The organism is Levilactobacillus acidifarinae DSM 19394 = JCM 15949, assembly GCF_001434835.1.
In the GTDB taxonomy this organism is placed as follows: domain Bacteria; phylum Bacillota; class Bacilli; order Lactobacillales; family Lactobacillaceae; genus Levilactobacillus; species Levilactobacillus acidifarinae.
In genome coordinates this window covers 103,427-125,678 of sequence record NZ_AZDV01000006.1, presented here as the reverse complement: position 1 = coordinate 125,678, position 22,252 = coordinate 103,427, and the positions used below count along the sequence as shown (strand labels likewise).

Sequence of the window (22,252 nt, the reverse complement as noted above, 5' to 3'; positions counted from 1 at the left end):
CCCCTTGCATTAAAATAATTAAATATTGACTTAGAGTTGATGGGACTGAATCAGCCGGTTTCGGCTAACGTCCCACATCTCTAAACTAAGTTTAACGCAGTTTGTAGAAGGAAGGAAACCGTTGTGAAGCTAACCAGTCGCTACGAGCTTTGACAAGTGGACTCCCCGCAACGTGACGGTTGCCACATTCCACCGAAACCGCCGGCTTAATCTACGAACGCTACCCCCAAACGGTCTGGGTCCAAGCCGCTCCTAAGGCGTCACTAAAGGGGAGAGTTAGTTTTGATTGCAGGTTGTTTGGTCCTGGCTAATTTGGTTATTTTAGTTGGTTTTGTGTCCTATCTAATTAGGCACAATTGAATTGTTGTGAAAATAGGCACTTTAACGTGCATTAAATGACGTTTTTGCGTCTTATCGTCTGAATGGTTAATTCCATGATATTCTTAATGCAGTTGGAAGGGACCAACAACTTCAGGACTTGGTTCCTAACCAAGTGGGGAACATGCGCCCCGCTTTGTAAACACCTAGTTGAGGAACTTTTTTGGGACGTCACAATGTGCTAAGGAGTAAGCTTCAATAAATAACGGATTATTACCAAAGTAGTCAGCGATTAAAATTAAGAACTTGGGGGAGTGCTAAATTTTATCTACTAGTTAATGGAATAATCTGCTTAAAGTATCGTCCAATGGGGGCGGTACTTTTTTTGTCCTTGAGGGGCTTGACGACGGGCACGGGCGATGGTGGTCAGGGAACATGGTCTGGGGATTGTGTGATTTGACGGGGAATCCAGCAAATTACCACACCTGCACAAAATGTAAAGTATAAGTGTGTTTTACCCATGAAAAGGATTGCAACTAGTTCTAAATCACGTTACATTAAGGGTGTTTAGTGAAGGGAGACGATAGCGGTGTTATCGGTCTATTTCTGTGAAGATAACCCCGAGCAACTAGCGCACTACCAGGAAGTTGTTCAGCGGTACATCATGATTAACGATTACAACATGCAGATTAAGCTGGCGACGGTCAGTCCCAAAGAATTGTTAGCGGCATTGGAGGCGGACGCGCCGAAATATGCCCTGTTGTTTTTAGATATCGAATTTCCGGCAGAAGATATGAACGGGTTGGAAACTGCCATTGCGATTCGGCAGCAGCTGGGGTTTGCGGAGATCGTGTTCGTGACCACGCACTCAGAGATGGCGTTATTGACGTTTGAACGTAAGGTGGAACCGATGGACTTTGTGGTCAAGGATTTAGGACGGGAACAGATCGATCAGAAGCTGCGCGAGAACGTGGATTACGGGTATCAACGCTATACGAATTATCTGGAAAATACGGAAAATTTGTTCCAATACACCATTGGGGGCCGAACTTTTAGCTTACCGATGGGCGACGTTTATTTCGTGTCGACCGCGGACACCCCGCATAAGGTGTCGGTACACGCCGCCAACCAACTGGTGGAATTTCCGGGATTTCTAAAGGATATTGCGGACCAATATCCGGACCTCTACCGCACGGACAAAAGTTTTTTGGTCAACCTCGATAACGTTAGCGGGATTGAGTCGACGACGCGCCGGTTGATCTTTCCGAACGGCGATCAGACCGACGTTGCGACGCGCCGATTCCATGAAGTAAAAACCCTGGTGCAGAAGCATTTAAACGAATGATAGGGTGATGAACGTGACTTTTCATTTATTTGATCAAAATTTCTGGGTTAACTTTGTCTTGGCGATGACCATGCAGTGGTTCTGGACGATCTGGATTGGGGAAATTCGGCCCCAAAATTGGACGTTGCCCGTTAAATGGGTTGGTTGGGCGTTGCTCCCGGCGGTGATTGGGGAAGGCTGGAGCTTGGTTATTCCCCCACTAGCGGCCTTAAGTTACCTCGTTCGTCACCACCGGAACTTAGCCCTGGTTTTTCTGAACGCTACGATTATTATTTTTTTGATTGTGGTGTTGGTTAATGATTTCTCGTGGGAACTAATGCGGCAACTCTGGGGGGACGGTGTGGCACAAAGCGTCATGGGCGTGGGTAGCCGACTGACGGTGCAGCTGATTGTCTACTCATTGATCTCCTTGGGAGTGGCGGGGATGCACGTCCAACCGGGGAATCTCGATCAGCTGGCGTTGAGTCGCCGAGAACAGTGGACCGTCTTGTCACTCTTACTGAGTTTATCGGTGTTAGTGGGACTATCGTCGGCCATTATTCACCAGATGAGCCTCAGCCAGGGCATGTTGACGTTTGCTCTGGGAATTGAAGTGCTCATGATTGGTCTGATCGTAGTCAGCCTGTTTATCTTTTTACGGAGCTTTATGATCCGCCAGCGGGTGAAGGCCGATTACCAAACGGCGATGCTCCAAAGCCGGTACGACCGGCGAATTTCGGATCAAGTTCAAAACATTCGGGATTTTAAACGAACGTATCAAGATCAAATGCTCCGGTTGGGGGATTACTTAGACGCGGAAGATTATCAGGGTTTGGAGCGGTACTATCAGACGTTAAACACGCGCTGGCAAACCACTAACCAATTAGCTGGGCTGGAAATTGATGGCTTACAGCGGCTGAACGATCCGCCCTTAAAAAATCTCCTGTTTCAGAAGATCTTAGCGGCGCAAAACCACCACTGGCATTTTCGCCTGGAGGTTCCCGAGGCCATTCAGATGATTCCCATGAATAATGTCCAACTATTACGAGTACTGGGAATCTTACTGGATAATGCAATTGAGGCCCCTTTGGTGGGGGAAATTCCCGAAATCTACTGTGCGATTTTGGATTATCCGGATGCCGTCGAATTGGCGGTCGCTAATCCGATCTCCACGGAAACGCCACCCGCCATCACACAATTTATGCGGGCCGGTTACACCACGAAGGGTGGGGGCCACGGCCTGGGGTTGAGTACGGTTCAAGAAATCGTCGACCAAACCCCCAACGCGTCGTTACAAATTATGATCAAACGGCACCATCTCTACTTTACGATTATTCTAACGAAGACGGGAGGTGACTAGCGTGTTAGCCGTAACGGTTCCTAGCTTTTGGTTGGCCGATTTTGTGATGGGGTTTTGGTTCGTCTATTTTCAATATTATTGGTTGCCCCAATTGCGGGTGCGTCACTTTAGCGCGTACGCTCTAGGATTAGCTGCGGCGTACGCCACGGTGGATTCGTGGTTCATGGTGTTTACCCAGCATGCGTTATTCACTTCGTTACCGGCCTTAATGTTAGTGGGCGGCGAGTGCCTGTTATTGGTTCCCCACAATCGGCGTTATTTACCGGTCTTTGTGAGCATGACGATTTTAGCGTACCTGCTGATCGAGTTTGTGGATACGGTCAGTCTAACGGTCACGATGTTATTAACCAACGTTCATTTTATGAATACGTTGATGGGAAATGCGGTGACGTTAACGTTTGATTCCGTGTTCTTTACCCTGACGCTACTGGGGGCGTTCTCCACTCAGGCGCCCATCGAGAACTTGGTACAATCGATGTTAGGCCGGGATGTGGAGTATCTGTTTTTGAGTCTGATGTCAATCATGATGTTGGTCTTTAGTCTGTTTGAATATTCCCTGCAAGCATTGGACGGTTCGGTGGGGTATCTCGTCTTTCTCATGGGCATCTCGGGCGTCTTGATGTTGGGCTTTACGCTAAGCGCCTATATTCTGGTACAGAGTCACCTTCAAGTGGAACACACCCACGCACAGCTTCAGGATAAACGGTTTCGCGATCAATACGAGGCGGAACTTCACCGGCAAGTGGTGTTAGTCCGCCAGTTTCAACACGACTACCAAAACATGTTGTTGGGATTAGGTGGCTACCTGGCTGCGCACGACTACGCGGGGTTTCGGCAACTCTATATCGATATTCGCTCGCGGTGGACGACCAGTAACGCTGCGGATCTAACGATTGATGATTTAGCCAACATTCCTAAGATTGGGGTTCGTTACGAAGTTTATCATCAGTATTTGGAAGCCCGGCGGCTCGGGGTTGATATGTACGTGAACACTCCGGAGCCCCTGACGTTGACCATCGAAGCGTTGCGTCAATTAGCGCGGATCGTCACGCGAACGTTTCCCATCGTGTTGCCTTACGCCGCCCAGATGCAACCAGCCATGGTGTCGCTGGAGCTGTTAGACACCCAGTACGACGTGCGTTTTCAGTTAACCTTTCCGGTGGGTGATCACGCGCAAGTAACGGCTGCCCATCAACTGACTAGCACTCAAGGCCAGCTAGACTTTAGTCAGGTCACGCAGAATCTGACCTTAGATACCAGTATGGTCCTGCAGGTTAAGCGACACTGGGGACAGTTGGAGATCGTGTTACCTAAGAACGGCCAGAACTGAGGGAGGCGACGACCAAGATGTTAACACCAAGTGGTAGCGATTTTTGGGTCACTAACTTTGTGATGTGTGCGTGGTTCATCTCCTTTCAATTTTACTGGTTTCCAACTTTGCGGACGCGTTGGTTTCAATGGGCTTACGTGGGATTAGCCGTCTTGTTTACGGCACTGAATTTATTAGCCAGGTGGGAAATTTGGGCGTGGCTACGGGGATTTTCGGTGCTGATCCTATTGGCAATTGAGTTGGGGTGGCTGGGTTATCGCAAACGACTGCAATTGATTCCGGCCTTCCTATCCGTTTCGATTCTGGACTACCTACTAAGTGCCTTTGTGAATAGTGTGAGTGTCACGTTGACGGCCCTCTTAACGTCGTATCACTTCACCGTGACGACGTTAGGCGTACTCGTCTTATTGACCTTTAGTTCGGTGATTTTTTCAATGATTGCGTTGGGGTTGTTAGGGACGCAAGCCCCAATGGAAAATTTTATGCAATCCGTGATTAGCCGCCGAACCCAGTATTGGTTACTCTTGTTTATGACGGTGATGTGGGGCGTCTTCATGACGTTTTTGTCGCTATTACGGTTATTACATCGTTCGACGGGGTACCTGCTTTTTCTGGTGGGCATCACGGGGGTGGTCATGGTGAGCTTCTCCGTAAGCGTCTATTTCTTACTGCAGACCCATTTGCAGCAAGAACACGCCCGAAGTCAGCGTCGCCATCAGGCTTATCATCAGCAGTATACGACGGAGTTACAACGGCAGTCGGTGTTGGTGCGTAAATTTCGCCACGACTATCAGAATATTCTGCTGGGCTTGGGGGGCTACCTCAACGAAAAGGATTACGCGGGATTTCGGCAGTACTACATCGATATTCGCTCGAAGTGGAAGACCAGTGACGCCGCGGATTTAACGATCGATGATTTGAATAACATGCCACAAGGCGTCGTGCAGTACGGGATTTATCACGATTATTTATTGGCGCAGCGGCTCGGAGTCAACCTGTTTGTTGATATTCCTAAGCCGTTAATCGCGACGGTCGCGGTTAACCAACGGGTGGGTCGCGTGCTGACCCAGGCCTTACCGGCGACTGTCCGAGCGGTGGCGTCGTTGGAACCCGCGGTGGTTAATCTGAAAATTACGGAATCTGTGGAATTAGCGTGGGTTGAGCTAACCTTTCCGGTGCCCACTGACGTCCAACTCATTCACGGGAACCGATTGATGGGGGCCCATTTTGGGCTAGACTACGCCGATGTCTTGAAGGGGTTACCGCCCACGGTGACCTTACAGCTCGAAACGAAATTACATTGGGGCCGATTAGTGGTTACCTTCCCGATGATTTAGGCGAGGTAAGTAAATTTCACAAACTAAGTAATAACTTATTGTTTATCTAAGAAATGTATAATTGTAAAGAAAGCGCTTGCAATTATAGGTACCTCTGATATACTAAGAGTTGTAATACCAATCAATCTTTCAGAGAAGCTGGGAAATAGAAGCGTTTTGCAGTTTCTTGATTTTGTGAATAAATCCTAATTGTGACGATTAGATTTTATTCATACTTCGAATAACGGTGTGTTGTTCGAGGTTGGCACTGAACAAACTCAATACTACATATTGAGGTTTTAGCTAATTTGAGCGACGACGTTTCCTGACTACAAACTGTGATACGCTTAAACTCTAATGATGCTAGTGGGAACCGGAGTGTGGTTACTCCGGTTTTTTTGTCGATTTACTCGACAGAAATCAGGGAAATGCCTGATTGTGGCGACCGGATGAACACGATACCATAAGGATAAGCTCAGTGATGAACACGGGCTAATCCGTCTGATCAGCAAGCAGACGACAAAGGGGGCCAGGACCTATGAGATTTGGGTTTAACGGAACTTTTTATAAGAATTTCTACTTTTGGCTGGGCGTCGTGTTTTTAATGATTACGGTGCTTGAAAACGTCTATCTCAACGTCGCGTATAATATCGGTGGCGTGGGCGCGGGCCTGCTTTTTACCCTCATGGGGGTCTTTAGCTTCTCCGGGAAACGCACCCGGAATTAAACTATTTATGGTGAGCGGTCGTTGGCAAAAGTCGGCGGCCGTTTTTTAGCGGTCAAAAAGAATGAATCCGGCGATGAAATTTGCTGACCACGGTAAAAGAATGAGTGGATGGTCTAACGGTATTGGCCGGGTTAGTTACTGACTAATGGTCGGTTAGTACGGGAAATGGTCTAGGCCCAAACCGACCCGGACCAGGACAAATGTAATATTTAAAAGCTTGTCAGGGCGGTCGAGGAAGTCTATAGTAAGACTGTTCTATGGAATACATAGTTTTGGGGCATTAACAAAGGCATGACTATTGAACAGCTTGAAGCACCAGCGCTGCCGACCGGGGGGAATGGCGGTGATGGTGGGGGTCGCTTGCGGTCAAAATCAGTTGTGTCATCGTTAATTGCAACCCATTGAAACGAAAATTGGCAATTTGAGCCAAAGGGTAAGCTGGTCATCGGAGACCATACTAAAAATAGCGTTGTCGTCGAGATTGACGGCAACGCTATTTGGGGATTCTGGGGTTAATGTTTACCGTCGGCGACCTTGGTGTACAGCAGTTGGAACTCAACGGAGAGGTCCGTATCGGTGTTGTAGGTGGTGTAGCCCATGCTAGCGGGATAACCCACGGCGGCGTTTAAGTAAAAGTTCTTCATTTTATCGCGATTAAGGGTCTGCTCTAAATACTGAGCGAGATCCTTGACCAGCGTTTTAGCGTCCCCGGTATCTGGATCGACCTTAGTGCCCAAAACTTGTTGGATGTCTTCGGGGAACCACGGGTCCATATTAGCGGTCAACTTATCGTGACTGGAGCCCACCCGACCAGCGGTACTGGAGTAAAGGAAGTTGATGTCCTTGGCCTTGAGTTTGCCGGTGACTTGATCGTAGGGATCAAAATTATCGGCGAAGGCGGTCGTGGTGAGGGCACCGTCCCAATCATCAATATGGGCGAGTCCCTGGTAGGCCCCGGCGAGGTCCTGACTGACCTTGAAGCCGTCCTTGACCAGTTGCGCGGTGACTAGTTGGGTAAAGGCGTTGTTTTGCTGCCCGAGTACGTCGTTATTGGCACTCTTCTGGACCGTAAAACTCTTGGCGGATTGGTTAGCCTTAAGGTCGGTCGTGCTGGTAGTTGTCGCGGGATTATCCTGGCTGTCGGCAGTTTGGGCCTTGAGATAACCGCGCCAGATCCAGCCTTGGAGCTGGCCGTCGCGACTCTTGACGTGGTAGTAAATGGCTGAGCTGCCCTTAGCCTTACGGTAGAGCTTTTCGTGGCCGTCGGTTAACCAGGTCACGTCGGCCGTGTCGGCGTTGTTACCGTACTTGGTTCCCAGGTGCTGGGAATAGCGGGCACCGGTAGTGGCAACGTAAGCGTGTTGCTTCATACTCTTACGCCAGACCAACTTGACGGAATTAGAACGGGCCGCGGAATACTGCCCCTTAGTTGTGGTGGTGTGTGCCTGGGTGGTCTTCAGATAGCCGCGCCAGATCCAGCCCTGAAGCTTCCCGTCGCTGCTTTTAACGTGATAGTAAATGGCGGACGTGCCCTTGGCCGGTCGGTAGAGTTTTTCGTGGGCGTCGGTGACCCAGACCACCGTTTTCGTGGTTGAATTATTCCCGTACTTGGTCCCGAGGTGCTTGGAATAACGGGCCCCGGTGGTCGCGGTGTAGGTCTTTTGGCCCATGCTCTTGCGCCAGACCAACTTGACGGATTGACTGCGCGCGGCCGAGTAACTAGCGGCGTGAGCGGTGGTCGTGGCGGTCAAGCCGAACCACGCACTCAGTCCCAAGCCACAAACCAACGCGCCTTGAACGATTTTGCGCATCTCAAAATTCCTCCTTTAGACTTACTTTCAGTGTAGCACCGGGAGAAATGGCGCACTAGGCTAATCCGCCAAACGAATTGGTATTGTAATAATTGTTACTAGACATTAATCCGCAAAAGAGCGGTTAAATCAAAAAAAGATTGGGCGATTAAGCCTAATCTAGCGTAGAATTTAAAAAGGTCACGGACCGGTCCCTTTAGGCGGGAACCGCGGTCACCACGAAGAATTTACAGAGTAGAAATAACAGGGTCAGTAGCGACAACCAGATGTCCAGCCGGTTGGCCCAGTTGGTATCGCGGGTGTCTTCGAAGACGGTGAAGTGAAATTGAACGCCAATCAGGCCGCAGAAGAAGACGCCGGACAACCAGAGGGCGTCGTGGAGGGCGAGTCCCGCCACTAAGATGGCTAAATTAAACAGAATCATCACGATTTTTGCTAGGGTGACGGGGTAATAAACTTTCGTCATGGTGTTTCTCCTCCAATCTATGGACCTAAACTGAGCTAGTCTTAAACATGAGCTTAGCTATAGGATAGAAGAAGGTGGGGGCGGATGCATCTATTCAGACTCTAAATGCCTAAGTATGTTCACTAGCTTGCTTTGGCGAGGCCGACATTTAGAGTTTAAAGACACCAAGCAGATTAATGAAGGAGAGAGCAAGATGACCCGAAAACAATTATATTTAAAGGGGCTGTTTCCGGCGGCCTTGTTGATTTTGATCAGTGGCATGGAATTGACGCCCATCTCCTTTAGCTGGCACCTGAACGGCTGGGATGGGTATTACCTGTTGAGTTATTTGATTGTTTTCCCGACGGTCTATCGCCGCACGTTCGGCTCGTTCAACCAGACGGCAGATTTGGGTGAAAAGCTACAACACCCGCACGACAATGCGGACCAAGAAGCGGTGCGGACCGGCTCATCTTACGCCAATACCGGCCACTTTGGGGTGGCCCGAATTGGGGATGCCGGGGACCATGAATTTGCCGTTGTGCGCTGGGGAACGAGTCTGATTTACCGGCTGTTCTTGGTGGCGGCGGGCATTTTCGTATTGGCCTATCAGTGGGTCAAACAACGCCGTTAAATCAAAACCGGCCAGCGGCTTGATGAAAAGCGCTGACCGGTTGTTTAGTTCATTTAATCGAGTAAAAAGAGGTAGTCTTCTAACGTGGCCACGTCCAGGGATTGTCCGGCCTGGGTGGCTTGGTCGTCCAGGTAGGTGAGCCACTGACTGCGGGCGGCTTCGTCGATGCCGGGATCGTCGAAGGTGTCGTTGAGGTCGTCGGCAATTTCCTGGTAGGCTAAAAGATCAGTGTACAAGACCCGCTGCGTTTCGGGAATCAATAACAGTGCCCCGTTTTTTTGCGGGAGGGCGAAACATTCGTGGTGGGCCTGAGGATTGAGCATCATTTGGTCACTTCCTTAACCCAAGTGTACCATTGAACTTGTGGTGAATCTAATTAATTGTCAGCGCTTACACAAAACGTAAGAACTTCCCATGATTCGCAGGAATAATTAGTGGCCGGGTTAATGGGTAACGCCAACGTTTTTAACGTTTTCGTTAGGTTTGGGGTGGAGACTTGGAAAGCTATTGCCCGTAATGGGATTCCAATTTATTCTAAGATGAGGTGTTTACCGGTAGGCCACGGGGAAGCGGCAAACGGGTGGTTGCCCGGTGACGCCTAAATTGAACCATTCGGGGGATTACATATTGGAAAAATTTGTCGAACAGTATTTGGGACGATTGGCGGTTGGGTTATTGGTGCTAGAAATTCTGGGCATAGCGGGATGGTGTGTCTACCGGTACGGGGGCACCCACTATGATTTGCAGATCACCCACAGCGTGGGGACGCGGCCGTTAAGTCAGCCCGTTAATTATCAAATCACGGGGTACGTTTACCGGGGCCGCGCGGTGAACGCGGCGGGGCATTCGCAGATGGTGACGCTTAAAACGAACAGCGATAATCCGGGGCCGTTTCGTAAGGGCCAGTGGGTGCGCGTGACGGTGAACCAACATTACGGGGTGACCCATTATCGGGTGCTCAAGGCCGCTCAACACTATTAAAGATGAGAGCGTACAACGCCTAACTTTCGGGTTAGGCGTTTTTGAGTGCATTGAAAAACGACCGCGAAAAGATTTTTCACGGTCGTTGGATTAGGCCCGATTAGGCGTGATTAATTTTAGAAAATGACGGACGGTTCCCACGACACTTAACCCCATGGCGATGATAAGCAGTAGGCGTAAGGCCAGAGCAATCCCGGACCAGCGATCGGTGATGAGGTTGGTCATGAAGTGGGCGAACAAGCCGATTAAATTAGCGTAGAAGATGGTGAGACATAGTGCGCTAAGTTTAGCTTTCATTTAAAGTCGTTTCTCCAATACAGTTAGATTAGTGCCGGGCGCAGGCCCGACAAAATCAACTATAGCATCCGGACTAGATTGAAACGGTCAAAACGCAAAAATCGTTGGGAAATAGGGTGATTTTGAAACGGCAGCGACCGGTAGATAAGGTGTTTATTGGTCGCGAGGCATTAGTAGTTGAACTTCCTTGAAAAATAGGTACGGGTGTTGGGGGTTGTCCCCCCTGATACCGGCGCTTAGAGTGAAGCTAATTCTGGAGAAGGGGATGGGCACGATGCTCATTAACTATACAGGGACCAAGGGCTTACGAATTTTGCGGTTATTAAATGCAGGCTTACTGATTCTAGCCGGCGGGTTACAGCTGGTACGGGTCCGCTGGGGTGTGATTCAACCGGACCGCTCATGGCAATTATTTTTAGGAATGGTGATCTTGTACGGGGTTAGTCTGGGGTTACCGGGAATTTTACACCGGCATTTTGGCATGCGGCGTGCGCCAGAGTTGGCGATGGACTTGAGTTTGGGGATTAGCCTTTACAGTTTGCTATTGGTGTTAACCCCACAAGCCTTTGTCCGGCAGCTGCCCGTGGGGGGATTAATTACCGCTCTGGGAATTCTAGGGGCTTACATGCCACGGAATAGTTGGATTGGGATTCGGTTACCCGGAACCCTGAATTCGCCGCAACGGTGGCGCCAAACGAATCAATTGGCGGAACGAATCATGGTGCCGTGGGGCGGCCTATTGATGGTGGCAGAATTGTTGCCACCGGTTTGGTTTGTGGGGGTCCTCATCGTTGGTGGCATTGGGTTGGTAATGGCGACGGTGTGGTCTTCAGAAAAAGCCAGTCAATTGCATTAAGCTAAGAATGAGAGAGGGCAACGGTAGTCTTTCAGTAGGGCTTTTGCCAGAAAATAAGTGAATTCGATGAAAGTTTGCGTTAGCTAATAGAATGGCTAAAACTGGTATAAACTGGAGTTAGACAAACCATCGATAGAATTAATGTTAGGCCGCCGTTGAAAAATGGCGGCCTTTTTAATCGAAAATTTTTTTTGAAACGACCGTTACTTTTGAGACATCCAATCGTCTTCTTATCGGGGGAGGGAAACGACTGTGAATTTGGCACGGTACGAAAAGCTAGTTGGCGAGTTAGCTGTGGAGTTACGGGGATACTTAATCAAGCGCGGCGCGTCGCTGGAAGTTGCCGAAGATATTGTACAAGACACCTTTATGAAGGTTTTAGAGATGGAACTGGTCCTGCCACCGGAGAAGCTCCGGCCCTACCTATACCGAATCGTGTGGTCCACCTATATTGATTGGTGCCGACGAGAGAATCGGTGGGAACAATTAGTTAACGAGGCGTTAGGACCTAACTTAGAAACGACGAGTTTTCCGACCAGTCCTTTTTTGATCGAACTTACAGGGAGCTTACGGCGGCTCCGGCCCCATGAGCAACAATTATTGGTTTATCGGTACCATCAGCGGTGGTCGATGCGGCGGATCGCACGGGTTTTGGGAACGAGTCCGGCCGCCGTTAAGATGCGGCTCCAACGGTTACAACGAAAATTACGGAAATATTTGGAGGAAGATTAAGATGACGGATGAACAACAGTTTAAGCGATTAGCACGCCGGTTGAAGTGGCGCCGCTGGGTAATCACGATTCTGATTGCGTTTGTGGTCTGCGTGGGGACGCTGGGCGTGGGCCTAAAAATCATGGACACGCGGTCACGGCAAGCCACCGCGTGGGAAAATAATTATTTCGATTTAGTGGGGACCCTATTATCGCCCAACATTCGAGTGAGTGACCAATATTTGACGAATCGAACCATGGGGAGCGGGCAGCTGGTCAGCCACCGGTATAAACAAATTGAGGGTCAGCGGCTGGTTTGGTCTCCCTTGGTCGCCAATTATTCGTGGTTAACGGGACCGGAAACACCGAGTGCCTTTAATAGCACGGATGATGAACGTAACGCGGCGTATAACCGGGTGACCCAACAACGGGTGCCCATCTTCTATAATTGCCGTTATCATCCGAGCACTCAAGCCAGGGATTATCACCTCGCTCACGACTTAAAAAAGGTTCAGCGAACCCCCAACCGCATCACGGAAATGGCCTTAACCTTTGATCAGCCGTTAACCTACGACCAGATTCGGAAGCGCTTACCCCGGGGCGTACATGCCGTTTGGTACTGGTTAGGGGTCCCCAAAGGAGCGGACACCACCACGATGGAAAATAACTTTTTAGGCGTTCAAGCAAGCGGACCCCAAGGAGAATTGACTACCAGAGACTATCGGTATTTTCGCCAAACACTGGTACGGGCTGACCGGTCAAAAATAGATTTAAACGGCTTATTTGCCTATGGGGGACGGTATGCCCGGCACTACCCGACCCCAAAAACGGCTAAATTCGCGGGTGCCATAGTGACGGGGAAGAGTGATGATTTCCGCCAACTAGGACAACCCCAGTGGGTGGCTGCTAGTTCAGTGGGGTATTTTCAAGCGGTGGCAACGTTTAAATAACGGATCTAAAAGAGACGGCTTAAGTCCTGATTTTTCGGGACTTAAGCCGTCTTTTAGGTTAGGTCGTTAAATCCCTCCGGCACCGGAGCCGTGACCGTAGTTAGCTCGTCACCCAGCGTGAACGGTTGTGGAAAGGCTAACCGCCAACAATGTAGTTTTAACCGCTGACCATCGGTGATTCCGTAGAGCGGGTCGCCCACCAGGGGATGGCCGCTAGCGGCCAAGTGAACTCGTAATTGGTGAGTCCGGCCGGTTTCCAGCCAGAGTTGCACCAACGTCGCGCCCGGTTGGTGGTCGACCACCCGGTAGTGGGTGACGGCGCGTTGGGCGTGATCGCCGTTAACCAAGCGTTTGCGCTTGTCCAGCGGGTCGCGGCCGATTGGGGCGTCAAAGGTGCCCTCGTCTGTAAGGTCACCGTGGACCCAGGCCAGATACGTTCGTTGGACCCGTTTTTCGGCAATGTTACGAACCATGATGGGCACCACGGCCGGGGTTTTGGTCATCAGTAACGCCCCGGTGGTTTCCTGATCCAGGCGACTCAGGATGTAGGGCCCGGGCTGGTCGGCTCCCAGGTAGGCCGCTACGTGGTTGAGCGTCGTGCCCCGTTCGCCCGGCTGGTTGGGGTGGGTTTTACTGCCACGGGTCTTATTGATCACCAGCAGATCGGCCGTTTCGTAGAGCACACTGACCGTGGCCGCACTGTCTGGGTCGACGTCCGGAAACGGGTGCGTGAAGTCAGTCGGCACGAAGGTGAGCGTGAGCCGGTCGCCGGGTTGGACCAACTGGTTCATCGAGCGGTAATGGTCGTTGACCAGGACCCGTTGGTTGACGCGCAGGCTGTGAATCAGGTGACTGGGAATCAACCACGCGCTTAATAGGGCGCGCACGGGTTGGGCGGGGCGGTCGCGGGGATAGTCGCGAGTATACGTCCAGTGCATCATAAACCTCCTCAATAACACAAAAGAACCCGCCGTCCGCAGACGGTAGGTTCCGTTAGTTGCAAGATTATTTCGTTTCTTCGGGCTTAACGATCAGCACGTCGCAGATAGCGGAGCGGCTGACGTAGTTGGTGACAGAACCGACCATTAAACGTTCAACGGCGGTTAACCCGGTTGAACCAATGATGATGAGTTCCGTATCGTGGTCCGCTGGGAATTCACGGGCGATAACGGGCTTGGGATTCCCAAACCGAACGTGAATGCTGACGTCGGGGACGCCGGCGTCGATCGCTTGTTGCTTCAGCGCGTTCAGGCGGTCTTGGACATCTTGCGATAACTTGTAGATCACGTCGCCACTAACGGCGCCACCGTAAGTATCGCTGAATTGGTTGACTTCCAGCACATTTAAAATGTCCAGGTGTGTTTTATTCCGCTTCGCGACTTCAATTGCTTTTTCGAGAACTGGTTGGGTTGCTTTTGAACCATCAACGGGAACCAGAATATTTTGATATTGTTGTAACATAATGGATGCCACCCCTTCACGATGCATATAGAAACCTTACTTATACTATATCATTTATTCCTTACCATGTAAGCCCTTAATTACCAGTGACGACCATGAAAATGATGAAAACGAGTCTGGGAATTCTTTGGCGTAACGGCTAGTCAACAGTAGGTTTCCATGACGACTTATTGGGATTATTATACCGCACTTTGGTGGCCAGGGGACGGGAAGGGAAATCTTACCAGCGTAAAATTGTTCACGTTCACAATGAAATTCTTTCAAATTAAATTAGTTATAGGGGTTGGCGATTTTTCGAGAATATGCTATAGTGTAATAGAAAAGTAGAACACTATTGAGGTGGGATCAATGGAATTTGATGATAAAATACCAATCTATTATCAGATCAAAAATGACCTGTACCACCGGATCGTTGCGGGCGACTTAGCCCCCGGCGAGAAGTTGCCCGCGGTGCGGCAGTTGGCGGTTGACCTAACCGTCAACGTCAACACGGTGCAGCGGGCCCTTAGTGAGATGGTCACGGAGCAGGTGTTAACATCCAAACGCGGTGTGGGGAACTTCGTCACGCAAGATACGACGAAGATCACCGCTTTGAAACAACGGTTAAGTCACGGGTATATCGAACGATTGTACACGCAACTTCACGCGTTGCGGCTGAGCGACGGGGAAATCGTGGCAGCCATTCAGGAATACATGGCAACAACTAACGAGGAGGAGTAGTCATGACCAACGCAATTGAGATCACCGATTTGAGTTATCGGAAAAACACCAAAACGATTCTGCACGACGTTAACTTACAGATCGTTCAAGGAAGAGTAGTCGGCCTGTTAGGGGAAAACGGTGCCGGGAAAACCACCTTAATGCGCTTGATGGCCGACGTGGCCAAGGGCGCCAAAGGGACCATTGCGATTAATCAAGAAACCGACGGCACCAAGCGCCGTGGCCTGATCAGCTTTACCGAGTCGCTACGGGGATTTCGGCCGGGGAGCAAGCTGAGTCAGATTCGCGACGTTTACGCGACGGTCTATCCGGATTTTTCCGCGCAGAAGTACATAGATTTAACCACGTTCTTGCAGATCGATGATGATTTGGAGCTCAACAAGTTGTCCCGGGGGACCCGCGAGAAGTTCATCATTGCGTTGACCTTATCACGTCAGGCCGCAGTGTACTTGCTGGATGAACCCTTTAATGGGATCGATAGTATGAGTCGTAAACGCATCATCAGTAGCATTATCAAGTGGAAGGCTGACGACGCGACCATGTTGATCAGTGACCATTACGTCACCGAGATTGCGGCGTTGTTGGACGAAGTGGTGATCATCAAGGACCATACGGTTTGCACGCACAAGAGTAGCGAAGAGATCCGCAGTCAATTTGGCATCGGGGTCGAAGACTTCTACGAAAGCGTGTACGGGGGGGACATTCACGATGACGAGCTTTAGTGAACTGTTTCGGAGTATGTGGAAACCCAAGGGTCACATCGTTAACTTGATGTTGTTCTTCTACCTGTTGATCGTGGTCATCAGCTTGATTGGCCAGGTGATTCACGGGGGCATGGGCGACTTTAGTCTCTTAAAAGCGTCGTCCGGTGACTTTGGCCTGGGCGTGGTCACCTTTATCTGGCTGACCGTGCAGACCGAACGGGATTACGTGAGCGACACTTACCGTTTAATGCCGGCCAGCGAAGCCAAACAGTACCTGGCCGGTCTCAGCACCGCCTTTGTCGCCTACTTGTATTTTGTGGCGGTTCGGAGTTTGGTTATGGGAGTCGGACTAGGACTGGAATGGCCAAGACTTTCCGTGGAGCTCGACCAACTGCGGTCCAACCTGACTGGTCTACCGCACAACTGGCAAATGATTGCTGTGTTTGTGGCCTTGTTGGTGCTCTTACTGATGATTAACGCCTGGGTGTACGTCAGCTTGATTCATTTTATTTTAAATACGGTCAGTGCCTTCTTACCAGCTGGCCAACAAAAGGTTGTCAAAGTGGTGGTGGCGATTCTGGTCGTTGCCGCAACGATTGCCCTATCGGTCTGGCTGGGGCGGTTACAATACCAGCTCCTCCACGGGGCGTCGAGTACGGTAAACATGTGGGTGGACCTAGTTGTGGCCTTGGTCACCATTGTGGTTACCGTGACCATCAACATCTGCTTGATGCGGAAATGGGTGGAAGCAAAATATTAGATTTTTAGGGGGAGGCGTTGGCCATGGCCACGTTTCAGGAGAGTTTTCGGGTCCTTTGGCGGCCCAAATTGCATCGGGCTAATCGGTTAGTGGGGTTGTATTTCATTGCCGTGGTGGTGAGTCTAGGCGTACAAGTTTGGCTAGATGGCCTAGCGGAACTTGATTTTCCGGGGACGTTCTTAGTCTTTACGGGAATCTGGGGTTTAGTAGTCTTGATTGATTTGGCTCGGCGGGGAAACCAGGAACTGGTAAGTATGACCTACCGGTTAATGCCGGTGCGCGAGTGGCAACTTTATCTGGCGAGCTTAGCTAGTTCGTTTGTCACCTATGGTTACGTGTTGGCCGTTGGTTTGGGAATGACGCTGATTAGTTTTAATTGGCCGTGGTTGCCGCAGTGGGAACACGCCGAGATTCGCAGATGGCTCTTTCTAAACAGTGGCCTGCAAGATCATAGTACGGCTAGCCTGTATTTGACGGCGGGATACTTAGTGGCCATGTTGTTGCTGGTAACGTTATGGGTATGGGCGGCCGTCATCTTGGTTCAGTTCATCGTGACCACGATTAGCGCCTTCTTACCGAATTTTCAGCAAAAATTGGTTAAAATTGGGCTAGCGATCCTGCTGGTTTACGCGGGAATCATGGTTGTTCGTTGGGGAATGGACGTGCAAGCCAGTGTTGTGGGGTCCGTGTCCGATACGGCCCAAGACTGGATCAGTTTAATGGTTCCCGTCTTTTGGACGGTCGTGATGAGTGGCATGAACGTGTATTTGATGCGTCACTGGGTGGAAGCTCGGGCTTAGAAACGGGGGAAATGACATGCTAAGATCCGTAAAATTTTGGTTGGCCATGGTCTTGTTGTTGAATTTCTATAATCTCTTACGCGATTCCTTAGGCGGCGTCATGTGGGAATGGCACCTGTGTCTAGGCCTGAGTGGAATCGTCTTACTGGTGATGACGCTGTGGGACGCTTATGCGCGGCGGAAGTATTTGAATTTATGAAGAATTAAAGCATATTGTGAGCGAATGGTCTCTTCAAGCTGGGCAGATAGGCCAACTTGGGGAGACCATTTTAATCGGGTTCATGAAAATTAGTGTTGATGGTCGTTATCCGCCAGCACTATTTTTATGGCCTTGAACCGCTATTAGCCATGACTTTGATCAGAGAAATCATTAAATCAATTTACAAATTCGTGAAGAAATTATCTACAATGATAAAAATCAGTAGGATTACCACGAACTCACAAAATCAGCAGAGATTCGTTAACGGAGTGTGTTATCATAGAATTATGATTACAGAATTTTTGGAAAGTGATGGCTAAACCATGAGACTAGACTTTTCCGTTGCCGTGCATAGCTTGCTCTACCTGGACGAAAACCGTCCCCGTAAAATTGCTAGCCGTGAACTGGCAACGTCCTTACAACTGAACGCGGTGATGATTCGTAACATCTTATCGGTGTTACACAAACAGGGTTACATCGAAGGGTCGGTCGGTAAAAATGGGGGGTACCAACTGATTCGTGATCTCAGCGACATCAACGTGGGCGAATTGTACGATTTGACGATTCCGCCGACAATTAGCTACGCGCGCTTTATTACGGGGGATTCTAAGGGCGCTAAGGCCAGTGATAGCACCGATATTTCGGCGAATATCTCACAGACGCTGACCGATTTATTCACCTTAGCCGATGAGGACTATCGGCGGTTTTATCACCGATTCACCATGACGGATCTAAAACGAGATTTACACAATCACGGCTTCTTCCGCAATCTGGTGGGTCAAAATCATCCCCAAGCCTAACTGAGCAAAATTAGCCCCTTTCTTGATGAAAGCGCTTATAATATAGGTATAAAAGGGATGGCGGCTACGGCCACCATTAAGTAAAACTAGCCAGGAAAAACATCCCGGCCGAAAAGGGTACCCCCATGGTGGGTACCCTTTTTGCGTGGGGTGGTTTCATGGACTGGTGATAGCCCAGTTTAATCGTGTTGACCCAGTACAAATCCCGTTGTTTCCAATCATAATATTTCGATAATTTTCAGAATTTTACGCACCGGTCTAACGGCTAAAGGTAGGTTGCTGTAAACGTTGATTTGCGCGTCTTTTCACAATGAAATTTATATCTGAAAGCACAATTGTAATCGTTTTCAATCCGTGCTATGCTTTTAGGTAACCAGTGTTCCGGCTTGGTCGCCGGACACACGGTTGGTTAATTTGAAAGGGGTTTTTGGGTTATGTACTGGTATGCGATGAAGTCACACGATATTCGGCGGAACTTAGCCACCGAACAATACTTAATGAACAACAAGCAATTCGATGAACCATTGGTTTTGTTCTACTACGAAGGTCCCTGCATCATTGTGGGACGTAACCAAAACACTTTGGAAGAAATCAACCAAAAATACGTTGAAGAAAATAACATCACGGTGACCCGGCGGTTATCCGGTGGTGGCGCGGTCTACCAAGACCTCGGCAACCTGTGCTTTAGTTTCGTGGTGGATAGCGACAGCGAAGAGTTCGGGGACTTCAAGTCCTTCGTCCAACCGGTCGTCGATGCGCTACATGACATGGGCGCCACGACCGCCGAAGTTTCTGGTCGGAACGACATCTTAGTTGACGGCAAGAAGTTCTCCGGAAACGCGATGTACTCGCACAGCGGTAAGACTTTCTCTCACGGGACCTTGATGCTTGACGTGGACCAAGACGTGATTGCCCACGCCTTGAACGTGCCCGCCGATAAGATGAAGTCTAAGGGTATCAAGTCCGTTCGTTCTCGGGTCACGAACTTGAAGCCGTATTTGGCACCAGAATACCAAAACCTGACCGTGCCAGAATTCCGCGACACCTTACTCAAGGAACTCTTCCACGTGGACAGTCTGGACGCCATCCAGGACAAGGAAGTTCAGATCAACGACGACGAACAATCCGCCATCGATGAGATCTTTAACCAATACTACAGTAACTGGGATTGGGTTTACGGCAATTCCCCAGAATTTACGGTCAAGAAGCGGCAACACTTTACGGCCGGCACCATCGACGCACGGTTATTGGTCGAGGGTGGTAAGATCAAGAACATCAAGTTCTACGGGGACTTCTTCGGGCCTAGTGACGTGACCGAACTGGCGACTAAGCTGGAAGGCGTGCGTTACGACCGCGAACACGTGGGGGCCGTCTTGAATGCCGCCGATACCCAAAAGTACTTTAACGGGATCGACGTTAACGACGTTTTAGACCTACTCGTGGACTAGTTGGAAACGGATTCGGGGATTTTACTGATTTTCCCTACGGAATACGTTAAAATAGAATCAAATTGACTAAACGTGGTCGGTTGACCACGTTTTTTATTTTCCCGTCGATAAGGAGTTTTTTGAAATGAGAGATCGTAACGTTATTTCCTGGGCCATTATTTCGTTAGTGGGCTTTTTAGTAATTAATTTTTTGATGAACCAACCCTTTGTTAAGATCGGTAGTGTGACCAACGACTTTGGTAAGACGTCGATTCTAGCGCTGGTCCTGTACGCCGTGCCTATCGTGTTGGCCGTGCTGGACTGGAAACCATCATTTTACTTGCTGGGACTCGTGATTGTGTTGTATTCTTTGGGTCTGCTAGGCATGTTGTTCGTGATGTGGGGAACCAGTCACGCCAGCATGACGATCCGGTTACTGATGTCGGCCTTCAGCATTGGCATGCTGGTGGCCAACGCGTACTGGTTAGTCCTGGCATTGCGCTTGCGGAAGTCCGAACGGGACGGCCGTGACCGCAGACGATTTGGCGAATAGGACGAGGTGAGTAGAAATGGAACGCAAGATTCAAGATTTTATTGATGCTGTCGAGAACGATGAGGTGGAACATTTCACCTCTAAAACGCCCCAAAAGGCCTTTTACGCGGATCCCGACAAGGCCGTGGCGCCGTTAGCGGCCTTTATCCGCGAACAGATTGGGCAGGACCACTTGGCCCAAGCCGAAACCACGGTCAACGGTACCGATATCTCGGTGCGCTTGGAGCTCAGCGTGATTAACCTCCCGTTGCAGGATACCAAGACCATTGCCAAGATTATGGACGTGGCTGAAACGGCCCCACTCAACGTCAACGCCGTGATCGAGACGCCAGACATTAACGTGTCGGGTTTACGAATCGACGCCTTAGCGCCGGCCGATACCTACGTGGCGCAAACCGATACGGCGGATGCCAGTCTGCACGACTGGTTAAAGCTCCAGATTGAGAAGTTGCAGACGGCGGCCGAGAACGCCAAGGAGGCCGCGGCTGAAACGGATCAACCTAAGGCTGAATTGAAGCAACCCGCCACTAAAACCACTACGCGTAAGTCGGCAACGAAGCGGAAAACGCCGACGCGTAAGACGACTACCAAGAAAACGACACCTAAGAAATAGGCCGAAACGTCTAGGGTAATGACCTGGGCGTTTTTGTTTGGGTCTTGCATCGGGCGAAGAGATATGGTAAAGTACTTTTATGCGATGAGTCGAGAAATCACGCGCGATTGGCTTGCCAATCACGTCCGCGCAAGCGGCTAGGTGAATTTTGAGCGGCAGGGCACTTTTGATCACCGTATTGTGATGTGTCTGATTTTGCGGGAATGTGGATTCCAAAATAAATCCTGTTAGGGTTCGCCCTAACGGCTGCCAAAAACGAGCCGAGAAGTTTACTTCTCGGCTCGTTTTTTTGTGTATTTAAAGATGAAAAAGTTGAGCCATGGTGCCGGAGTAGTCGTCCTTGAAGCTGAAGCTAACGGCGCTGTACCGGGCCCAGGTGTTCAGTTCGGTCTGACGGTGAGTCTGGTCAACCGTCAGGAGGAAGTGACTGGCCGACTGAGCGGTCCGCTTGTAACTGAGGGTTCCACCGGGCGTGTAACAGACTACGGGGCCCGCGTCTTGAAAGCCACTTCCCTGCAGGAAAACGGCCGGCGTGTAGGCCATGACTTCCGCGTAGCCGCTATTCTTGGCGTTGTACGAGGTGCCGTTGGGACGCACGTGGCTGGGTTTTTGCCAGAGTTCATGGGCCCGGACTCTGGCCTTCTTAGTCAAAGCTGCTTGGTGACGAAACGGTCGCAGGTGTTTTTGCTTCCGGTAGGCGTTGATCTGCTTCAGGTACTGGGTGCCCACCTTTTGGGCGACCGTACTGGTTTTGACGTATTTTAAGGTGATCTGCCGGGGAAGCTGCGTGGCCGAGTAAGTCTTGCCCAACTTGTAAGGGACATAGCCCTGGATATAGGGGGTGTAGACCGCGGCGTCTAGTTCAGTGCCAGCGTCGGGGTCGACGGGATCGGAGCTGGTCGGATAAATGGTTTTGGTGGCGCGAAGGGTCTTGCCCGTGGTGGAGACAACGCGAAGCTGTGTGCCGGTCGTCTCCGCTTGGGCCGCCCCTCCGCCCAGGAAGAGGCTACCGCTCAGAACGAAACCACCAAGTAATAATCGTGAAAACATCGAAAGAACTCCCTTATAGATGATCTGTGAAACTAACCTAATTATGAAGAGGTGAACCTTTAAATTCAACGGGCAAAACTGGTAAAGATTTGGTAATTTTGTAACG

General features: G+C 50.1%; 26 protein-coding genes. 19 read left to right on the top strand and 7 right to left on the bottom strand.

All coding sequences use genetic code 11. From position 1 onward, the window contains the following. Window positions 1-907 precede the first annotated feature (907 nt). The 5 genes from FD25_RS05240 (at window position 908) to FD25_RS05220 (ending at window position 6,375) form a co-directional block, all read left to right on the top strand. A complete protein-coding gene (locus tag FD25_RS05240) occupies window positions 908-1,663 on the top strand; it encodes a response regulator transcription factor (protein WP_057802060.1) in 756 nt (251 codons plus the stop codon). Window positions 1,664-1,670: 7 nt separating this feature from the next. Continuing rightward, window positions 1,671-3,002 (top strand): GHKL domain-containing protein, encoded by a 1,332-nt coding sequence (locus FD25_RS05235; protein WP_057802059.1) that lies wholly within the window; start codon window positions 1,671-1,673, stop codon window positions 3,000-3,002. 1 nt (window position 3,003) lies between these two features. Further along, window positions 3,004-4,332: a hypothetical protein gene (locus FD25_RS05230; protein WP_057802057.1), complete on the top strand. Its 1,329-nt coding sequence runs from the start codon at window positions 3,004-3,006 to the stop codon at window positions 4,330-4,332. A 17-nt stretch (window positions 4,333-4,349) separates the two neighbouring features. After that, entirely contained in the window at window positions 4,350-5,669 is a 1,320-nt protein-coding gene (locus FD25_RS05225; RefSeq protein ID WP_057802055.1) for a hypothetical protein, read from the top strand. A gap of 517 nt (window positions 5,670-6,186) precedes the next feature. Next, on the top strand, window positions 6,187-6,375 hold the full coding sequence (locus tag FD25_RS05220; protein ID WP_057802053.1) for a hypothetical protein: 189 nt from the start codon (window positions 6,187-6,189) through the stop codon (window positions 6,373-6,375). A 512-nt stretch (window positions 6,376-6,887) separates the two neighbouring features. On the opposite strand, the gene FD25_RS05215 is transcribed toward FD25_RS05220, so the two are convergent. Beyond that, window positions 6,888-8,186 carry a hypothetical protein gene (locus FD25_RS05215; protein ID WP_057802051.1) on the bottom strand — a complete coding sequence of 433 codons (1,299 nt, stop codon included), beginning with the start codon at window positions 8,184-8,186 and terminating at the stop codon, window positions 6,888-6,890. 196 nt (window positions 8,187-8,382) lie between these two features. Next, entirely contained in the window at window positions 8,383-8,652 is a 270-nt protein-coding gene (locus tag FD25_RS05210) for a hypothetical protein (protein WP_057802049.1), read from the bottom strand. A gap of 193 nt (window positions 8,653-8,845) precedes the next feature. On the opposite strand from FD25_RS05210, the gene FD25_RS05205 reads away from it, so the two are divergent. Next, window positions 8,846-9,265, top strand: coding sequence for a hypothetical protein (locus FD25_RS05205; protein ID WP_057802047.1), 420 nt, complete (start codon window positions 8,846-8,848; stop codon window positions 9,263-9,265). A 53-nt stretch (window positions 9,266-9,318) separates the two neighbouring features. Here the strand turns inward: FD25_RS05205 and FD25_RS05200 are convergent, their stop codons facing one another. Further along, a complete protein-coding gene (locus tag FD25_RS05200) occupies window positions 9,319-9,591 on the bottom strand; it encodes a hypothetical protein (protein WP_057802045.1) in 273 nt (90 codons plus the stop codon). 301 nt (window positions 9,592-9,892) lie between these two features. Between FD25_RS05200 and FD25_RS05195 the strand changes: the two genes are divergently transcribed. Further along, complete coding sequence (locus FD25_RS05195; RefSeq protein WP_057802043.1) at window positions 9,893-10,246, top strand: DUF1093 domain-containing protein; 354 nt, start codon at window positions 9,893-9,895, stop codon at window positions 10,244-10,246. 90 nt (window positions 10,247-10,336) lie between these two features. Here FD25_RS05195 and FD25_RS05190 read toward each other — a convergent pair whose 3' ends face one another. After that, window positions 10,337-10,543 carry a hypothetical protein gene (locus FD25_RS05190; protein ID WP_057802041.1) on the bottom strand — a complete coding sequence of 69 codons (207 nt, stop codon included), beginning with the start codon at window positions 10,541-10,543 and terminating at the stop codon, window positions 10,337-10,339. Window positions 10,544-10,817: 274 nt separating this feature from the next. Between FD25_RS05190 and FD25_RS05185 the strand changes: the two genes are divergently transcribed. The 3 genes from FD25_RS05185 (at window position 10,818) to FD25_RS05175 (ending at window position 13,059) form a co-directional block, all read left to right on the top strand. Further along, window positions 10,818-11,399, top strand: coding sequence for an SdpI family protein (locus FD25_RS05185; protein WP_057802039.1), 582 nt, complete (start codon window positions 10,818-10,820; stop codon window positions 11,397-11,399). Between the two features lie 252 nt (window positions 11,400-11,651). Further along, window positions 11,652-12,131 (top strand): RNA polymerase sigma factor, encoded by a 480-nt coding sequence (locus tag FD25_RS05180; RefSeq protein WP_057802037.1) that lies wholly within the window; start codon window positions 11,652-11,654, stop codon window positions 12,129-12,131. A 1-nt stretch (window position 12,132) separates the two neighbouring features. Next, window positions 12,133-13,059, top strand: a complete 927-nt coding sequence (locus tag FD25_RS05175; protein WP_057802035.1) for an anti sigma factor C-terminal domain-containing protein — start codon at window positions 12,133-12,135, stop codon at window positions 13,057-13,059. Between the two features lie 53 nt (window positions 13,060-13,112). On the opposite strand, the gene FD25_RS05170 is transcribed toward FD25_RS05175, so the two are convergent. Next, the gene (locus FD25_RS05170) at window positions 13,113-13,997 is read right to left on the bottom strand and encodes an RluA family pseudouridine synthase (RefSeq protein ID WP_057802033.1); all 885 of its coding nucleotides are present in this window, start codon (window positions 13,995-13,997) and stop codon (window positions 13,113-13,115) included. A 67-nt stretch (window positions 13,998-14,064) separates the two neighbouring features. Next, complete coding sequence (locus tag FD25_RS05165) at window positions 14,065-14,520, bottom strand: universal stress protein (RefSeq protein WP_057731778.1); 456 nt, start codon at window positions 14,518-14,520, stop codon at window positions 14,065-14,067. Between the two features lie 348 nt (window positions 14,521-14,868). Between FD25_RS05165 and FD25_RS05160 the strand changes: the two genes are divergently transcribed. From FD25_RS05160 to FD25_RS05115, 9 genes are all read left to right on the top strand, one after another. Next, the gene (locus tag FD25_RS05160; protein ID WP_057802031.1) at window positions 14,869-15,240 is read left to right on the top strand and encodes a GntR family transcriptional regulator; all 372 of its coding nucleotides are present in this window, start codon (window positions 14,869-14,871) and stop codon (window positions 15,238-15,240) included. Between the two features lie 2 nt (window positions 15,241-15,242). Next, window positions 15,243-15,962 carry an ATP-binding cassette domain-containing protein gene (locus tag FD25_RS05155; protein WP_057802029.1) on the top strand — a complete coding sequence of 240 codons (720 nt, stop codon included), beginning with the start codon at window positions 15,243-15,245 and terminating at the stop codon, window positions 15,960-15,962. Beyond that, entirely contained in the window at window positions 15,949-16,704 is a 756-nt protein-coding gene (locus tag FD25_RS05150) for a hypothetical protein (RefSeq protein WP_057802027.1), read from the top strand. The genes FD25_RS05155 and FD25_RS05150 overlap by 14 nt, the downstream gene beginning before the upstream one ends. Window positions 16,705-16,727: 23 nt before the next feature. Beyond that, entirely contained in the window at window positions 16,728-17,504 is a 777-nt protein-coding gene (locus FD25_RS05145) for a hypothetical protein (RefSeq protein WP_057802025.1), read from the top strand. A 16-nt stretch (window positions 17,505-17,520) separates the two neighbouring features. Next, window positions 17,521-17,703, top strand: a complete 183-nt coding sequence (locus FD25_RS05140) for a hypothetical protein (protein WP_057802023.1) — start codon at window positions 17,521-17,523, stop codon at window positions 17,701-17,703. A gap of 323 nt (window positions 17,704-18,026) precedes the next feature. Beyond that, a complete protein-coding gene (locus FD25_RS05130; protein ID WP_057802019.1) occupies window positions 18,027-18,503 on the top strand; it encodes an RrF2 family transcriptional regulator in 477 nt (158 codons plus the stop codon). 434 nt (window positions 18,504-18,937) lie between these two features. After that, on the top strand, window positions 18,938-19,951 hold the full coding sequence (locus tag FD25_RS05125) for a lipoate--protein ligase (protein ID WP_057802017.1): 1,014 nt from the start codon (window positions 18,938-18,940) through the stop codon (window positions 19,949-19,951). Window positions 19,952-20,075: 124 nt separating this feature from the next. After that, on the top strand, window positions 20,076-20,483 hold the full coding sequence (locus tag FD25_RS05120; protein WP_057802015.1) for a hypothetical protein: 408 nt from the start codon (window positions 20,076-20,078) through the stop codon (window positions 20,481-20,483). Between the two features lie 16 nt (window positions 20,484-20,499). Further along, complete coding sequence (locus tag FD25_RS05115) at window positions 20,500-21,096, top strand: hypothetical protein (protein WP_225428544.1); 597 nt, start codon at window positions 20,500-20,502, stop codon at window positions 21,094-21,096. A 297-nt stretch (window positions 21,097-21,393) separates the two neighbouring features. On the opposite strand, the gene FD25_RS05110 is transcribed toward FD25_RS05115, so the two are convergent. Then, window positions 21,394-22,146 carry a spore germination YkwD domain-containing protein gene (locus tag FD25_RS05110; protein WP_057802013.1) on the bottom strand — a complete coding sequence of 251 codons (753 nt, stop codon included), beginning with the start codon at window positions 22,144-22,146 and terminating at the stop codon, window positions 21,394-21,396. Window positions 22,147-22,252: the final 106 nt, after the last annotated feature.

Excerpts from the sequence above, each read along its gene's own strand:
- FD25_RS05120 (WP_057802015.1), top strand. The coding sequence starts at position 20,076 with ATGAGAGATCGTAACGTTATTTCCTGGGCCATTATTTCGTTAGTGGGC.
- FD25_RS05165 (WP_057731778.1), bottom strand. The coding sequence starts at position 14,520 with ATGTTACAACAATATCAAAATATTCTGGTTCCCGTTGATGGTTCAAAA.
- FD25_RS05190 (WP_057802041.1), bottom strand. The coding sequence starts at position 10,543 with ATGAAAGCTAAACTTAGCGCACTATGTCTCACCATCTTCTACGCTAAT.
- FD25_RS05110 (WP_057802013.1), bottom strand. The coding sequence starts at position 22,146 with ATGTTTTCACGATTATTACTTGGTGGTTTCGTTCTGAGCGGTAGCCTC.
- FD25_RS05185 (WP_057802039.1), top strand. The coding sequence starts at position 10,818 with ATGCTCATTAACTATACAGGGACCAAGGGCTTACGAATTTTGCGGTTA.
- FD25_RS05215 (WP_057802051.1), bottom strand. The coding sequence starts at position 8,186 with ATGCGCAAAATCGTTCAAGGCGCGTTGGTTTGTGGCTTGGGACTGAGT.
- FD25_RS05150 (WP_057802027.1), top strand. The coding sequence starts at position 15,949 with ATGACGAGCTTTAGTGAACTGTTTCGGAGTATGTGGAAACCCAAGGGT.
- FD25_RS05225 (WP_057802055.1), top strand. The coding sequence starts at position 4,350 with ATGTTAACACCAAGTGGTAGCGATTTTTGGGTCACTAACTTTGTGATG.
- FD25_RS05210 (WP_057802049.1), bottom strand. The coding sequence starts at position 8,652 with ATGACGAAAGTTTATTACCCCGTCACCCTAGCAAAAATCGTGATGATT.
- FD25_RS05205 (WP_057802047.1), top strand. The coding sequence starts at position 8,846 with ATGACCCGAAAACAATTATATTTAAAGGGGCTGTTTCCGGCGGCCTTG.
- FD25_RS05220 (WP_057802053.1), top strand. The coding sequence starts at position 6,187 with ATGAGATTTGGGTTTAACGGAACTTTTTATAAGAATTTCTACTTTTGG.
- FD25_RS05155 (WP_057802029.1), top strand. The coding sequence starts at position 15,243 with ATGACCAACGCAATTGAGATCACCGATTTGAGTTATCGGAAAAACACC.
- FD25_RS05130 (WP_057802019.1), top strand. The coding sequence starts at position 18,027 with ATGAGACTAGACTTTTCCGTTGCCGTGCATAGCTTGCTCTACCTGGAC.
- FD25_RS05145 (WP_057802025.1), top strand. The coding sequence starts at position 16,728 with ATGGCCACGTTTCAGGAGAGTTTTCGGGTCCTTTGGCGGCCCAAATTG.
- FD25_RS05175 (WP_057802035.1), top strand. The coding sequence starts at position 12,133 with ATGACGGATGAACAACAGTTTAAGCGATTAGCACGCCGGTTGAAGTGG.
- FD25_RS05160 (WP_057802031.1), top strand. The coding sequence starts at position 14,869 with ATGGAATTTGATGATAAAATACCAATCTATTATCAGATCAAAAATGAC.
- FD25_RS05235 (WP_057802059.1), top strand. The coding sequence starts at position 1,671 with ATGAACGTGACTTTTCATTTATTTGATCAAAATTTCTGGGTTAACTTT.
- FD25_RS05200 (WP_057802045.1), bottom strand. The coding sequence starts at position 9,591 with ATGATGCTCAATCCTCAGGCCCACCACGAATGTTTCGCCCTCCCGCAA.
- FD25_RS05140 (WP_057802023.1), top strand. The coding sequence starts at position 17,521 with ATGCTAAGATCCGTAAAATTTTGGTTGGCCATGGTCTTGTTGTTGAAT.
- FD25_RS05125 (WP_057802017.1), top strand. The coding sequence starts at position 18,938 with ATGTACTGGTATGCGATGAAGTCACACGATATTCGGCGGAACTTAGCC.
- FD25_RS05115 (WP_225428544.1), top strand. The coding sequence starts at position 20,500 with ATGGAACGCAAGATTCAAGATTTTATTGATGCTGTCGAGAACGATGAG.
- FD25_RS05170 (WP_057802033.1), bottom strand. The coding sequence starts at position 13,997 with ATGCACTGGACGTATACTCGCGACTATCCCCGCGACCGCCCCGCCCAA.